Source organism: Arcobacter denitrificans (SeqCode) (assembly GCF_048571185.1).
GTDB lineage: Bacteria > Campylobacterota > Campylobacteria > Campylobacterales > Arcobacteraceae > Arcobacter > Arcobacter denitrificans.
The window spans coordinates 2,125,137-2,139,501 of record NZ_CP182350.1 but is presented as its reverse complement, the minus strand read 5'-3'; the positions used below and the strand labels follow the sequence as shown (position 1 = coordinate 2,139,501).

The window sequence follows — 14,365 nt, the reverse complement described above, 5'->3', positions numbered from 1 at the left end:
TTACATTTTTACTTGCGAAATAATACCTAAAAGGTATTCAAAATCCTCTTTAATGAAAAATTAAGCCAAGTTCTTTAGAAACTCAACCGTCATTCTCACCCCTGCACCACTTCCGCCATGAGGATTATAACCCCAAGCTTTTTCAACAAAGGCAGGTCCTGCGATGTCAAAATGTAGCCATTTTTCTTTGTTCTGCTCATAAATAAAATTATCTAAAAACAGTCCAGCTGTAATAGCCCCACCATATCTTGTACTTGCGATGTTACAAATATCTGCAATCTCTGATTTGATAGTTTTCTTTAAAAATCTATTAAAAGGTAAAGTTGTAGCATACTCTCCTGAGTTTAAAGCAGAACATACTGCATCTCTTTTTAATACTGTATTATTTCCCATGATTCCTGTTGTATATTCTCCAACACCAACCACACAAGCACCTGTCAACGTAGCATAATCAAAAATATAATCAAAATCTTTTATCTTATCTTGCGCATAACATAAGCAATCAGCAAGCACAAGTCTTCCTTCTGCATCCGTATTTCTCACTTCAATAGTTTTACCATTTTTAGCGACAAGTACATCATCAGGTTTATAGGCATCTCCACCTATCATATTTTCAACAGCACCAATGATTCCATGAACTTCAATTGGTAAGTTAAGTTTTGCAACAGCATTTAAAATACCAATAACTGCACAACCTCCACTTTTATCTGATTTCATTGTAACCATAAAGTCAGCAGGTTTTAAAGACAATCCACCAGAGTCATAAGTTAAACCTTTTCCTACTAGTATGATTTTTCTTGTGGCATTTTTAGGTTTATATGTCATGTGGATTAGTTTTGGTTCATGAATACTTGCTCTTGCAACACTTAACATGGCATTCATATGATTTTTTTCTAAGTACTCTTCCCCATGTATTTTACAAGTGATATTATTATCTTTTGCAACTTTTCTAGCCTCTTTAGCCATCACTTCTGGATAAAAGTCTTGAGGTGTAGTATTTACGTAATTTCTAACTTTATTAACAGAGTCTGCAATATAAGTTGATTCTTCAACTATTTTTTGAAGCTCTTTAGAGTCCTCACATATAATAATTAGCTCTTTTTTACCCTCTTTTTCTTTTTCACTTTTATATTTATCAAAAACATATGAACCTAAAATAGCACCTTCAACTAGAGCTTTTAGTGTTGATTTTTCTTCACCAAAAATCTCTATTTTGGCATCTTTGTATTTTGTAGAGTTAAACTTTTTAATAGCTGCTGATATTGCAATTGCTATTGCATCATAAGACTCTTCTTCACAACCAACATAAATCTTTTTTGACTCAACTAAAAATACCACTTCTTCATCTTTAGCTTTAAAGTTTAAATCGTCTAAAATCTCTTTATCATATTTACATATATTTTCTAAATCTAAAACAACTTTAATCTCAACTGCTGTATCGACTTTTTTTATATTTTCACTACTTAACGTTATTTTCATAGTTCTTTTCCTTCTTTTTTGATGCTTTACTGAAATAATAAATCATACTTCCACCAATAATGATTGCAAATGGAGCTGCAAAATACCAATGCTCTTTTACCCAATGAATGACTTTTAAAATCTCTTCTCCAAAATACCAAACAGGAACAATAGTAAGCGCTGCCCAACACCAAGCACTTATAAGGTTTATAAAGGCAAACATTTTTGCACTATATCTTGTAAGTCCTATTGATATTGGTATTATTGTTCTCATTCCATACATATATCTTTGAACAAAGATTATTGGCCAACCATATTTTTGTAGCAATAAGTGTGCCAAAGCAAACTTTCGTCTTTGACCTGCAAATTTTTTATGAACATAAGCTTTATTAAATCTTCCTATATAAAAATAGATTTGATCACCAACAAAGCCACCAATACCAGCTACAAAAATAGCCATGTATAAGTTCATAGAGCCATCATGAGACATAAGACCTGCCATGATTAAACCTAACTCTCCTTCTAAAATAGACCATGCAAAAAGAATAATATAGCCATACTCTTTTAATAAAAATAAAAATTTATCTTCCAATCCACTAACTGGTGCTTGATACAAACTGTATGCAATAAATGAAAAAAATGTCGCAACTACAACAAAAAGTATCTTACCTGAGTTATTTTTTAATCGTTTAGTCAAAAATTATCCTATTCAAAATTTAATAAATCTTTTGCTTGAACCATATCTTTATCACCACGTCCTGATAAATTTACAATTACAGTTTTACCTTTAAATTTTTCTTTTGCTTTTTTTAAATATGCTATTGCATGCGAACTTTCAAAAGCTGGAATAATTCCCTCTTTTCTACTTAGCCATACAAAAGCATCTAGTGCCTCTTTATCTGTTACAGAATCATAATCAACACTTTTATTTACCATATGAAAAGAGTGTTCAGGACCAATTCCTGGGTAATCTAATCCCGCAGAAAAAGAGTGAGCTTCTGTTACTTGTCCATCTTCATCTTGAAGTAAATATGAGCATTGTCCATGTAAAATACCAGGAGTTCCTTTTTCTAAAGAGCAGCCATGTTTATCTGTATCAATTCCTAATCCACCAGCCTCAATACCTATACAAGTCACCTCTTTGTCTTCTAAAAAGTGTGAGAAAATACCAATGGCATTTGACCCTCCACCAATGCAAGCTAATACATAATCAGGCAGTCTTCCATCTTTTTGTAAAATCTGATGTCTTGCTTCCCAACCAATAACTGCTTGAAAATCTCTAACCATCATAGGGTATGGGTGAGGACCGGCTACTGTTCCTATTATATAAAAAGTATCTCTTGCATTTGTAACCCAATATCTAATTGCATCATTCATAGCATCTTTTAAAGTTTTACTTCCTGATTCAACAGAGACAACTTTTGCACCTAAAAGCTTCATTCTAAATACATTTAGTTCTTGTCTTTCCACATCTTTTGCACCCATAAACACAGTACACTCTAAGCCCATAAGTGCGGCAATAGTTGCAGTAGCAACCCCATGTTGTCCAGCTCCTGTTTCTGCTATAACTTTTGTTTTACCAAGTTTTTTAGCAAAAAGTCCTTGGGCAATTACATTATTTACTTTGTGAGCTCCCGTGTGGTTTAAGTCTTCTCTTTTTAGATATACCTTTGCTCCAACTTCTTCAGAGATATTTTTAGCATGATATAAAGGTGTATCTCTTCCAACATACTCTTTTAGAAGTTCATTTACCTCTTCCCAAAACTCTTTATCAAATCTATATTTTTGGTACTGTTTTTCAAGGTCAAGTAAAATAGGCATCAAAGTTTCTGGAACATACCTTCCCCCAAACTCTCCAAAATGACCATTTTCATCTGGATCAAATTTACTTCTTTTTGGAATATAAACTTCTCTCATTAGATATCCAATACAGAATATACAGGAGCATGTTCACTAATTTTTTTATCCCCTTTTAGGAATTTAAGATTAAGTAAAAAACATACTTCTACTAAATCTGCATCAACATGTTTGATAAGTTTTGCAGCTGCATTTGCAGTTCCACCTGTTGCTATTAAGTCATCAATCATTAAAACTCTTGCATTTTTTTTAGGGAAAGCATCTAAGTGAATCTCTACCTCATCAAAACCATACTCTAATTCATATTTTTCACATACTGTAGTACCAGGTAGTTTTCCTTTTTTTCTAACAGGAACAAAACCAATATTAAGTCTATCAGCTAAGGCTGCCCCAAAAATAAATCCTCTTGAATCAATACCTGCAACATAATCTAAATCATAAGACTTATATCTATCTTCAAGATGATTCATCAGTACTTGATAAGCCTCTTTATTATTTAATAGTGTTGTAATATCTTTAAATACTATTCCCTCTTTAGGGAAATCTTTTATATCTCTTATTGAATTAAAAATTAAATCTTTTTGTTCTTGTGTTAAACTCATCTTTATCCTTCGTAAGCATCATCAATTAGTTGGCAAATAGTATGTCCAAAAAGTATATGCATCTCTTGTATTCTTGGAGTATCATTTGATGGAACTATTAAGTTAACATCACAATAAGAATCCATCTCTCCACCATCTCGTCCTGTAAGACCTATAATTTTACAACCTAAGTCTTTTCCCACTTCAAAAGCATTGATTACATTTTTTGAATTTCCTGATGTAGAAATTCCAATTAAAAGGTCACCCTCATTTGCTAAACTTTCAACTTGTCTATCAAAAACTCTATCATAACCATAGTCATTACCAATGGCAGTTAAGGCACTAGTATCAGTTGTAAGGGCAATCCCAGGCAGACCTCTTCTTTCTGTTTTGTATCTTCCTGTTAACTCAGCTGCAATATGCTGAGCATCAGCTGCACTTCCACCATTTCCAAAAATCAAAATTTTATTTCCTGCTTTTAGTGTATCAACTGCTAGCTTTGAAGCCTTTTCCAGTGGTCCTGCCATAGTTTCTATTACTTTTTGAATAGTCTCTAAATGTGATTGAAATTCTTTTTCTATTGTTTTTTTCATATTATCTACCTAATATTCTCTCAATTGTTGATGTAGTACTTTTACCCTCAACAAAATCAATTAAAACTGTCTCTTTAGCAATATCAGAACCAACTACTTCTTTTCCTTCATAGTCAGCACCTTTTACTAAAACATCAGGTTTAACTCTCTCTATTAATTCATAAGGTGTATCTTCATCAAAAATCACCACATAATCAACACACTCTAAAGCAGATAAAATATATGCTCTATCATCGTGGTCATTTATAGGTCTATCATCACCTTTTAATCTTCTAACACTATCATCTGAATTTAAACCTACAATTAATATATCACCTAGGGCTTTTGCATTATTTAAATAAGATACATGACCTTTATGCAAAATATCAAAACATCCATTTGTAAAAATGATTTTTTTATTTTGCTTTCTTAATCTTTTAGCTACTTTTTTTATCTCTTTTACTGTTTTTATATGCAGTTCAATAGAGCTTTTATGTAAGGTTGCTTTATAATCTTCAATCTCATCAAGTGTAACTGTTGCACTTCCTAGTTTTCCTACAACAACCCCAGCTGCTAGGTTTGCAAACTCTATTGCAAAATAAATATCATCAACTAAAGATAAGGCATAACCTAGTGATGCTAGAACTGTATCTCCAGCACCTGTTACATCATAAACTTCTCTTGCAACAGTAGGTTTAATTGTTACTTCTTTATCTTTTAATACAGCAATTCCCTCTTCACTTAGAGTTATAACAGACATCTCGAGATTTGCTATTTTTTGAAGCTCTTTTAAGGCATCTCTTAAACTATCATCTGAGTTTATTTTTATGCCAGTTGCTATTTCTGCCTCTTTTTTATTTGGTGTTAAAAAGTATGCCCCTGAATATTTAGCATATTTTTCACCCTTTGGGTCTACTATTACTTTTTTATTATGTGAATTTCCTATTTTAATAATTCTTTGAGTTAAATCGTTTGTTAAAACACCTTTTCCATAATCAGATAATAAGATTAAATCATATCCATTGATTATTTGTTGTAACTTTGCATACATTTTATCAGTAGAATCAAAAGAGATATTGTTTTTACTCTCATGGTCGTATCTTACAACTTGAGACTTTGATGCCATGATTCTAGACTTTTTAGAAGTTTTTCTTCCCTTTTGAAGTATTAAAAAACTTTTTGCATCAGTTGCATCAATTAAATATTTTACCTCTTCAGCAACTTCATCATCACCCACAACCGATAAAACGCCAACATCAGCACCAAGACTAAGAAGGTTATTTATAACATTACCAGCTCCACCTAAAACTTTTGTCTCTTTTTGCACATCAATTATTTGAACAGGAGCTTCTGGTGAAATTCGATCACAAGTTCCCCATAAGTAGTGGTCTACCATTAAATCACCAATAACTAAAATATTTGGTTTTTTATCATTTTGTAAAATTCTTTCCATTATTTAACCTCCACTTCGTATATTCTTTTTATTTCACTTATATAATCTTTTATTCCATCTTCCATCTCATATCTTGGTTCATATTCAAGATTTAATCTAGTCTCTTCTATATTTGCTTCTGTGTGAAATTGGTATTGTCCAACATATGGATTAGGAATATAGTTTGTTCCAAGGTTTGTTCCTAACTCTTTTTGTAAAATATCTGCAATATCTTGAAAAGATCTAGCCTTTCCAGTTCCCACATTATAAACTCCACTTTTTTTAGGAGTTGCTGCTTTTATATTTGCTTGAATCACATCTTCTATATAGATAAAATCCCTAAGTATTTTATCACTTCCTTCAAAAAGTTTTGGTGTATTGCCAGCTATAATTTGATGACCAAACTGTATTACAGTAGAGGCTGTTTTATTTTTATAAAACTCTCTTGGGCCATATACATTAAAATATCTAAGCCCTACTACAGAGATATCTAAATCATCTTTTAAATAATCATAAGTGATATTATCCATCATAAGTTTTGAAAAACCATAAACATTTCCTGGGTTTTCATTTCCTACAGTTTGAGGAGACGCAGCATCTCCGTATGTTGCAGCACTACTTGCATAAATCATATTTGCATTATGTCTAATTGCCATTTTTAATAAATCTTCATAGGCATTTACATTTGTTTTTATCATCAAGTCTTGCTCACTAGCAGTTGTATCAGAAATAGCAGCTTCGTGGAAAATAAAGTCAAAATCATAATCTTCATCGATTTGGTTTAATAACTCTTTATCATTTATATCACCACTTATAACCGTACCTTTAAAGCCTAATAAGTTTTTATAGTGTCCAAAAGATTTTAGGTTTCCATTGCTTAGTGTCTCACCACTTCTAAATGAATCTAAAGCAATAATATTTGCCAAGGGATAATTGTTTTGAAAATAAAAGCATAAATTTGAGCCAATAAATCCAGCAGCCCCTGTAATTAATATAGTTTTTTCATTAAAATCGTATTCTGTGTATTTCATATTTACCTACTTTACATAAATGGGCTTTATTCTAGCGAAAATTAAGTTACGGTTTTATAATAAAATAAGCTAATAAGGTAAAATGATGTTATGAACTTGTAATAATTATATCTTTTACGTATTTTATTGAGTCACATACAAAGTCAGCAGGACTATTTTCTTCAGCAAAAGTATGTCCAGTTTTTACTTGAATCGTATTTTTTATATTGGCATTTTTTGCACATAATATATCTGATTCTTTATCTCCTATAAGCCAAGAGTTTTCTAAGTCAATTTTATGATTTTTTAAAATATTATCTATCATGCCACTTTGAGGTTTACGGCAAGTACAACCATCAGTTGGATTGTGGGGACAATGTTCTACTTGGGAAATATTAATTTGTTTTTTTTGAAATTCATCTAACATCCAAGATGTTAATTTTTCAAAATCCTCTTTTGAATAATAACCTCTTCCAATACCAGATTGATTAGTTATAACAAAAAGCTTATATCCACTTTTTTGTAAATAACTTAAAGTATCAAAAACACCATCTATAAACTCGAAATCTTCGATTTTACAAACATAGTTTTTTTCTATATTTATAACACCATCTCTATCTAAAAAAATTGCTTTTTGCATTATGCGTCCATTATAATTCATAAATTGTTGAGGAAATACCAGAATCTTTTATTTTTTCGCAAACTTTTCCGCTATTATCGTCAGCTACTATAACATTTAATTTTTTATCTTCTATTGAAATAGTTATACATGAAGTTTCGTTATCTTTAAATATAGCTGTTTTTCCCTCTACTTCCCAACTGTTTTGATTTAAAGTTAAAGCACTATTAAAATCATCTAAAGTATCATTTACAAGATAATAAGATCTAACAGAGGAGACAATAGTAGCAATATCCTTTTTTATTATTGCTACTTCTGCATTTGCTTTTGTATCCATAAGTTTTGGAACTGCTACTGTAGAAATGATTCCAATAATAACTATTGCAAAAATCAACTCTAAAAGTGAAAAAGCTTTTTTATATCTCATGCTAAACCTTTTTAATAATAAAAAAGATTATATCATGAAATTTTTAAATTACTTTTTAATTATTAAATAATAAAAATTTATTAATTGCTTCTTTTACTTCTTTTACTCGGTTTTCATCACCTTGCAATCTATCAAAATACTTCTCTATTGGTTCATTTTTATCTATTTGTGATATTTTTGAGAAAATTTCTAAAAATACATAAAAAGGAACATCGTCACCTCTACTTAAGAAGTGAATTGCACGCTGTAGAGATACAAAAGGGTTTGTATTAACCCTTGATAAACCATTTTTCTTTGTTAATACATAGTTTACAAACTCTTCTCTTATCTCTGCTTCTACGATTTCTATAGTAAAGTCTTTTGTATTTAAAACACACTTAAAACCTATTTTAGTCGAATAAAAATCAAAGATATCAACTATAAATTTTAAGTCTTTTTCTAAAAACCTTTCTCTGTAAACTAGCTGAACCAAATCAGTGTCATAGGAATAAGTATTTGAGTTATTTTCATATAAAAAGTATTTTCTATCTAAATTTGCACATACTCTTTTTAACTTCTCTTTAGTAGTTAAAAAGATATCAATATCCCTAAAAGTATCTGCTTTTATACAAGACCCAGCCAAGTAAAACTCAACGTACTCATCTTCAAAGGAGTCAATTTTTACATTTTTGAAAAAATTTTCTAATTTATAAATTACATTTTCTAATCTATACTCGAATTTTAATACTAAATCATATGGTATAAAATCAAAATCATTAAAAAATTCATATTTCATCTTAACTCCTTTTTATTTTATTATATATTACTTAACCACAAAATTGGGATTTAATAACTCTACTTTGTTGTAACTTAAGGGTTTATGAGTTTCAAAATTATATGTCATTTTTCCACTCTCTCTAACAATTGCATCTGCTGCTGCTGTATCCCACTCCATAGTAGGGGCAACTCTTGGATAACAATTCGCACTTCCATCTGCCACTAAACATAGCTTTAAAGAACTTCCCATAGATGTTAACTCTTTTTCTTTTGTTGTTTTTATATTATCAATATACTCTTGTGTCTCTTGGGACATATGAGATTTACTTGCGACTATTATGTATTTGTTGTCATCTCTTTTTATTGGCAGTTTTTGAATGTTTTTAAAAGCACCTGAACCTTTTTTTGCACTATACATAACTTCTATTGCAGGGGCATAAACTACCCCAAGAACTGGCTCTTGATTGTGTATTAGAGCAATATTTACTGTAAACTCATCATTTTTTTTGACAAACTCTTTTGTACCATCTATTGGGTCAATACACCAATAATACTCCCAGTTTTTTCTTATGTCATAATCTGTTTGTTTATTCTCTTCAGACATAATTGGAATATCTGGATATAGATTTTTTAAACTATTACATATGATTTCATTTGCTTTTAAATCAGCTTCAGTCAGGGGTGATTTATCATCTTTATACTCCACTTGGAAATCTTTTTTATAAATTTCCATTATGACTTTACTTGCTTCTAGTGCAATATTTTTTATATCATGTAAATTTATTTTTTCTAGCAAATTTTTCCCTTATAATATATTTGGTATATCAATATTTGTCTCTTTTTGATTATCAGCAACACTTTCAAAAACAACTTCTATAGGAGCTTCACCCCTATGTTCTTTATCAATAAATTTTGTTAAAGCCTTATGGAAATCAAGTTTTACCGTTCCAATTGGTCCATTTCTTTGTTTACCAATAATAACTTCTGCCTCTTCAATTGGTTTATTTACAAAAGAAGATTTATATTCATCACCTTTATCTTTTGCTTCTTTTTCTTTTCTTGCTTCATCTCTTTCTTTATATACATCATCCCTATATACAAACATGATAATATCAGCATCTTGTTCTATAGACCCAGACTCTCTTAAATCACTTAACATAGGTCTTTTATCAGGTCTATTTTCAAGTCCCCTGTTTAGCTGAGAAAGGGCGATAATAGGTATTTTCATCTCACGAGCTAACATCTTAAGACCCCTTGAGATATCCGAAACCTCTTGGTGTCTATCTTTATTTCCAGTACCTTGCATAAGTTGCAGATAATCGATGATTACTAAAGAGATATTATTATCTTTATTTTGAGCTAGTTTTCGCACCCTTGCTCGAAGTTGGTTAATATTTACACTTCCACCATCATCAACAAAAAGTTTCTTTTTGTTTAAATCCTCAAAAGCAGCACTCAATGTTGACCATTGTTGGTCATTTAAATCACCTTTTCTAAGGTTTTGTAACTCTATTGAAGTTTTTGCAGCTAGCATTCTTAGCATCAATTGTTCTGCTGGCATCTCTAGAGAGAAAAAGATTACCCCTTTGTTTGCCTCAACATTTTTAAGTGCCATATTTAATACTAAGGCAGTTTTCCCCATAGCAGGACGGGCTGCAATAATGATTAAATCCCCGTCATTAAAACCAGTTGTTTTTTTATCCAACTCATAAAAACCTGTGGTTTCACCTATAAGATGTTTTCCACCTAGTTCTTTCATTCTTTTTATATAATCTAATGTGTCATCAGTTATTGTAATAATATCTTTTAGTTCACTTGAAGCTGAATCAGTAGTGATTTTATAAAGTTCATTTTGTACTGTATCAACAGCTTGAGTTGCAGGGATATCATCTTCAATTGCTACTTTTTTTATGGTTGTTGCGAGTGTTGAAAGCTCTCTTTTTACACTTCCATCTTTTATCTCTTTTGTATAAGCTAAAGTATTTGTAATTGGATTTGCTGAAAGTATCTCGATAAGAATATCATCATCAACATCTTTTGCACTTACTCTTTTTCGAATAAACTCTTCATCAATTGGCATATCATCATGATGAAGTTTTTCCATCACTGCAAAGATTTTTTGATGAGCAGGTAAATAGAAATCTTTAGGTTTTAAAATACCTAAAACATCTTCTATCTCATCAGGGTTAAATAAAATTGAGCTTAGAACTGCTCTTTCTATGTTTATACTATAAATACTATCCATTATTTCTCCAGTTAAAGGATACGATTTTAGCTAAGAATAGATTATTGTTTTGTTAATCTACTCTTTTTGTTCTTCTACTTCTTTTTCAACCTCTTGTAAAAATCGTTCAAGTAGTTCTTCTGTAGGAAGTTTTGCTATGGTTTCACCTTTTTTTATAATCAAACCACTACCTTTTCCATAAGCAATTGCCACATCAGCACTTTTGGCTTCACCCAAGGCATTTACAACACAGCCCATAACAGAAACGTTTAGAGGGGTTTTTATATGTTTTGTTCTTTCTTCCACTTGTGCTACTGCACTTACCAAGTCAGCTTCAATTCTTCCACAAGTTGGACAAGAGATGATATTTAAACCCTCTTTAGTTAGACCTGCATCTTTTAAAATAGCTCGTCCTACTTCAATCTCTTTTTCTAACTCACCAGTAATAGAGATACGCATAGTATCACCAATACCATCAAGAAGAAGACTTCCTAGGGCAATAGATGATTTAATAGTTGAGTGAAAAAGTGTTCCAGCTTCTGTAACCCCTAAATGAAAAGGATAGTTGTTCATAGGTCGTAGGTCTCTATAAGCTTGAACTGTTCTTTGAACATCACTAGCTTTTAGAGATACTTTTATATCTGTAAATCCTAAGTCTTCTAAAAATTTGATATTATAATCAGCACTTGCAACCATACCCTCAGGTGTTTGGCCATACTTATCTTCAAACTCTTTTTCTAATGAGCCACAATTAACTCCGATTCTTATTGGAAGATTTCTATTTTGACAAGCTTTTACAACCTCTTTTACTCTATCTTTACTTCCAATATTTCCCGGATTTAATCTAATACAATCAACAGATTCAGCAGCAATGAGTGCCAGTTTATAATTAAAATGTATATCAGCAACCAAAGGTAATGAAGTTTGTTCTTTTATACTTTTAAGTGCAAGTGCAGCTTCCATATCTGGAACTGCAACTCTAACTATATCAGCACCAGCAAAATGCAACTGCTTTATTTGCTCAACAGTAGCTTCTATATCTGATGTTTTACTATAAGTCATAGACTGTACAGAGATTGGAGCATCACCACCAATTGCAACATTGCCAACATATATTTTTTTTGTAGGGTATCTTTTTATCATGGCAGGATTGTAGCAAAAAAAGATAAATTTTCAAATAAAAAAAAACTTTAATATTTTATATAAGAAATGGTACAATTTCATATATGGAGAAATAATGAATAAAAAAGCATTTACCATTTATATATTATTATCTATACTTATACTTCTAACAGTAATAATTATCTCTTTTAAATACCTTGAAAATGAAGAAAAAAGATTATTAAACACAAAATATACCCTCCTATCAAAAGAGATTAAAAAAAATATCGATTTTTTGATTGAAGATAAAAAAGTAGCTACTTTATCTTTTAGTATTGCAGCATCTAAAATTGAAAGAGTAAAAAATGCTTTTATTTCAAAAGATACAACAAGTTTAGATTTTTCATCTTTTTCAAAAGAGTTAAGAACTGAGACAAAATTTAAAAATGTTTGGTTTCAGCTTATTAACAAAGAAGGTAAAAGCATTTATAGAAGTTGGAGTAAGAATAGAAATGACTCCTTATTATTTAGAGATGACATAAAAGATATATTTAAAAATAAAAAAATAAAAACTACAATTAGTGTGGGACGATATGATATGACATTTAGCTCTTTGATTCCCGTTTTTGAAAACAATGAACTCATAGGAATCTTTGAAGTTATAACACACTTCAACTCCATATCAAGAGCCTTGGAAGAGACAAAAAGTGATACTGTTGTTTTTGCCCATAAAAGATTTTTCAAGACTGTGATTTTTCCTTTTACAAATAACTTTATAGATGAATATTATATTGCAAATGTAAATGCAAAAGAGTATTTAATAGATCTAATTAAAAATTATGGTATTGATGATATTTTAGAAAGTAAAGATGATTTTCTAATTTTAAATAATCATTTCATACTAAATTATAAAATATATGATTTTGAGAATAAAAGTATAGGATATATAGTTCTTTCAAAAAAACTTCAAGATATAGATATTTCTGAAATAAAAAAGTTTAAAACTAATTTTATGTTTAACATAGTCTTTACACTTGTTATTTTATTTTTTATTTTGACACTTATTTTTTATTACTTCTTTTCAAACAAAATTATACTTGAAAAGAGAAAAGCTCAAAAAATACTTGACTCACAACAAAATATTATAATCTTAACAGATGGAGAAAATCTCAATAATGCAAATAAACAGTTCTTAGTCTTTTTTAATCAATATGAAACTGTAGATGAGTTTAAGTTAGAACATAAATGTATTTGCGAGATGTTTATAGATTTAAATGATGAAAGTTATTTAATAGAAAAAGATTATGATGGCAAAAACTGGGCTGAACATATATTGGCAAATCCACAAACTAGTTTTAAAGCTGCCATGAAAAAAGATCTAAAGATTGAACACTTTGTTTTAAATGTTAACTTAACACAATTTAAAGGTGAAAAAATACCTTATATTGTCGTTACTCTTACAAATATAACAGCAGATATCAAACAAAAGTCTGAACTAAAACGTCTAAATAACAACTTAGAAAGTTTAGTTACTATAAAAACAAAAGAGTTAAAAAACTTAAATAAATCTCTTGAACACAGAGTTGAAGAAGAAATTAAAAAAAATAAAGAAAAAGATAGAATACTTTTTCAACAAAATAAAATGGCCTCAATGGGAGAGATGTTAAATAATATTGCCCATCAATGGAGACAGCCATTAAGTGCGATATCCACTTCTGCTAGTTCTATTTTATTGAAAAAAGAGTTAGATGTATTAGATGATGCATCCATAAATTTTTTATGTTCACATATTGTTGAGAGTTCAAATTTTTTATCAAAGACGATTGAAGACTTTAGAATTCTTTTTAAAGATAATGAAAAAGAAAAGAAATTCTTTTTAAAAGAAGCAATATTAAATGATATAAAGTTAATTAATAACATGCTTGTTAGTGAAAAAATAGAACTAGTTATTCATATACCAAATGATACTGAACTTTTTTGTAGCAAAAATCAATTTCAACAATCAATACTTAACTTAATAAATAACTCAATTGAAGCACTTATTGAAAATACGGATGAAAATAGATTAATTATTATTTCCTATTCTAACTCTTCATTAAGTATACAAGATAATGCAAAGGGAATAAAAGATGATGTAATTGAACACATCTTTGAACCTTATTTTACAACCAAACATAAAAGCCAAGGAAAAGGTCTTGGTTTATACATGACTAAAATGATTTTGGAAAAAAATATGAATTATAAACTTCATGTCCAAAATAACCATTTTATCTATAATTCAAAAGAATATTTTGGTGCAAATTTTATTATAAACTTCAACAAATAAAC

14 protein-coding genes are annotated in these 14,365 nt (G+C 29.9%); 1 reads left to right on the top strand and 13 read right to left on the bottom strand.

Annotated features, from left to right (window positions below; all coding sequences use genetic code 11):
• Positions 1-60 precede the first annotated feature (60 nt).
• The 13 genes from ACNI28_RS10780 to ispG form a co-directional block, all read right to left on the bottom strand.
• A complete protein-coding gene (locus ACNI28_RS10780) occupies positions 61-1,479 on the bottom strand; it encodes a leucyl aminopeptidase (RefSeq protein WP_419764254.1) in 1,419 nt (472 codons plus the stop codon).
• Positions 1,460-2,155, bottom strand: coding sequence for a DedA family protein (locus ACNI28_RS10775; protein ID WP_419764253.1), 696 nt, complete (start codon positions 2,153-2,155; stop codon positions 1,460-1,462). Before ACNI28_RS10775 ends, ACNI28_RS10780 begins: the two co-directional genes overlap by 20 nt.
• A gap of 8 nt (positions 2,156-2,163) precedes the next feature.
• Positions 2,164-3,375 (bottom strand): tryptophan synthase subunit beta, encoded by a 1,212-nt coding sequence (gene trpB / locus ACNI28_RS10770; RefSeq protein WP_419764252.1) that lies wholly within the window; start codon positions 3,373-3,375, stop codon positions 2,164-2,166.
• Positions 3,375-3,917: an adenine phosphoribosyltransferase gene (locus tag ACNI28_RS10765; protein ID WP_419764251.1), complete on the bottom strand. Its 543-nt coding sequence runs from the start codon at positions 3,915-3,917 to the stop codon at positions 3,375-3,377. The genes trpB and ACNI28_RS10765 overlap by 1 nt, the downstream gene beginning before the upstream one ends.
• 2 nt (positions 3,918-3,919) lie before the next feature.
• A complete protein-coding gene (gene gmhA, locus ACNI28_RS10760) occupies positions 3,920-4,489 on the bottom strand; it encodes a D-sedoheptulose 7-phosphate isomerase (protein ID WP_419764250.1) in 570 nt (189 codons plus the stop codon).
• Position 4,490: 1 nt separating this feature from the next.
• Positions 4,491-5,921 (bottom strand): D-glycero-beta-D-manno-heptose-7-phosphate kinase, encoded by a 1,431-nt coding sequence (rfaE1, locus tag ACNI28_RS10755; RefSeq protein WP_419764249.1) that lies wholly within the window; start codon positions 5,919-5,921, stop codon positions 4,491-4,493.
• Positions 5,921-6,931: an ADP-glyceromanno-heptose 6-epimerase gene (gene rfaD, locus ACNI28_RS10750; protein ID WP_419764248.1), complete on the bottom strand. Its 1,011-nt coding sequence runs from the start codon at positions 6,929-6,931 to the stop codon at positions 5,921-5,923. The genes rfaE1 and rfaD overlap by 1 nt, the downstream gene beginning before the upstream one ends.
• 88 nt (positions 6,932-7,019) lie before the next feature.
• On the bottom strand, positions 7,020-7,550 hold the full coding sequence (gene gmhB / locus ACNI28_RS10745; RefSeq protein ID WP_419764247.1) for a D-glycero-beta-D-manno-heptose 1,7-bisphosphate 7-phosphatase: 531 nt from the start codon (positions 7,548-7,550) through the stop codon (positions 7,020-7,022).
• Between the two features lie 10 nt (positions 7,551-7,560).
• Positions 7,561-7,956 carry a prepilin-type N-terminal cleavage/methylation domain-containing protein gene (locus ACNI28_RS10740; protein WP_419764246.1) on the bottom strand — a complete coding sequence of 132 codons (396 nt, stop codon included), beginning with the start codon at positions 7,954-7,956 and terminating at the stop codon, positions 7,561-7,563.
• Positions 7,957-8,011: 55 nt separating this feature from the next.
• Entirely contained in the window at positions 8,012-8,731 is a 720-nt protein-coding gene (locus ACNI28_RS10735) for a Gabija anti-defense Gad2 family protein (protein ID WP_419764245.1), read from the bottom strand.
• A 27-nt stretch (positions 8,732-8,758) separates the two neighbouring features.
• The gene (cysQ, locus tag ACNI28_RS10730) at positions 8,759-9,508 is read right to left on the bottom strand and encodes a 3'(2'),5'-bisphosphate nucleotidase CysQ (protein WP_419764244.1); all 750 of its coding nucleotides are present in this window, start codon (positions 9,506-9,508) and stop codon (positions 8,759-8,761) included.
• Between the two features lie 9 nt (positions 9,509-9,517).
• Complete coding sequence (locus ACNI28_RS10725) at positions 9,518-10,957, bottom strand: replicative DNA helicase (protein ID WP_419764243.1); 1,440 nt, start codon at positions 10,955-10,957, stop codon at positions 9,518-9,520.
• 57 nt (positions 10,958-11,014) lie between these two features.
• On the bottom strand, positions 11,015-12,079 hold the full coding sequence (gene ispG, locus ACNI28_RS10720) for a flavodoxin-dependent (E)-4-hydroxy-3-methylbut-2-enyl-diphosphate synthase (protein WP_419764242.1): 1,065 nt from the start codon (positions 12,077-12,079) through the stop codon (positions 11,015-11,017).
• A gap of 94 nt (positions 12,080-12,173) precedes the next feature.
• On the opposite strand from ispG, the gene ACNI28_RS10715 reads away from it, so the two are divergent.
• Positions 12,174-14,363, top strand: a complete 2,190-nt coding sequence (locus ACNI28_RS10715) for an ATP-binding protein (protein ID WP_419764241.1) — start codon at positions 12,174-12,176, stop codon at positions 14,361-14,363.
• Positions 14,364-14,365 lie beyond the last annotated feature (2 nt).

Bases quoted from the DNA above. Each gene is read 5' to 3' on its own strand.
- gmhB (WP_419764247.1), bottom strand. From the start codon at position 7,550: ATGCAAAAAGCAATTTTTTTAGATAGAGATGGTGTTATAAATATAGAA.
- ACNI28_RS10715 (WP_419764241.1), top strand. From the start codon at position 12,174: ATGAATAAAAAAGCATTTACCATTTATATATTATTATCTATACTTATA.
- ispG (WP_419764242.1), bottom strand. From the start codon at position 12,079: ATGATAAAAAGATACCCTACAAAAAAAATATATGTTGGCAATGTTGCA.
- rfaD (WP_419764248.1), bottom strand. From the start codon at position 6,931: ATGAAATACACAGAATACGATTTTAATGAAAAAACTATATTAATTACA.
- ACNI28_RS10725 (WP_419764243.1), bottom strand. From the start codon at position 10,957: ATGGATAGTATTTATAGTATAAACATAGAAAGAGCAGTTCTAAGCTCA.
- ACNI28_RS10765 (WP_419764251.1), bottom strand. From the start codon at position 3,917: ATGAGTTTAACACAAGAACAAAAAGATTTAATTTTTAATTCAATAAGA.
- ACNI28_RS10780 (WP_419764254.1), bottom strand. From the start codon at position 1,479: ATGAAAATAACGTTAAGTAGTGAAAATATAAAAAAAGTCGATACAGCA.
- ACNI28_RS10735 (WP_419764245.1), bottom strand. From the start codon at position 8,731: ATGAAATATGAATTTTTTAATGATTTTGATTTTATACCATATGATTTA.
- rfaE1 (WP_419764249.1), bottom strand. From the start codon at position 5,921: ATGGAAAGAATTTTACAAAATGATAAAAAACCAAATATTTTAGTTATT.
- trpB (WP_419764252.1), bottom strand. From the start codon at position 3,375: ATGAGAGAAGTTTATATTCCAAAAAGAAGTAAATTTGATCCAGATGAA.
- ACNI28_RS10740 (WP_419764246.1), bottom strand. From the start codon at position 7,956: ATGAGATATAAAAAAGCTTTTTCACTTTTAGAGTTGATTTTTGCAATA.
- gmhA (WP_419764250.1), bottom strand. From the start codon at position 4,489: ATGAAAAAAACAATAGAAAAAGAATTTCAATCACATTTAGAGACTATT.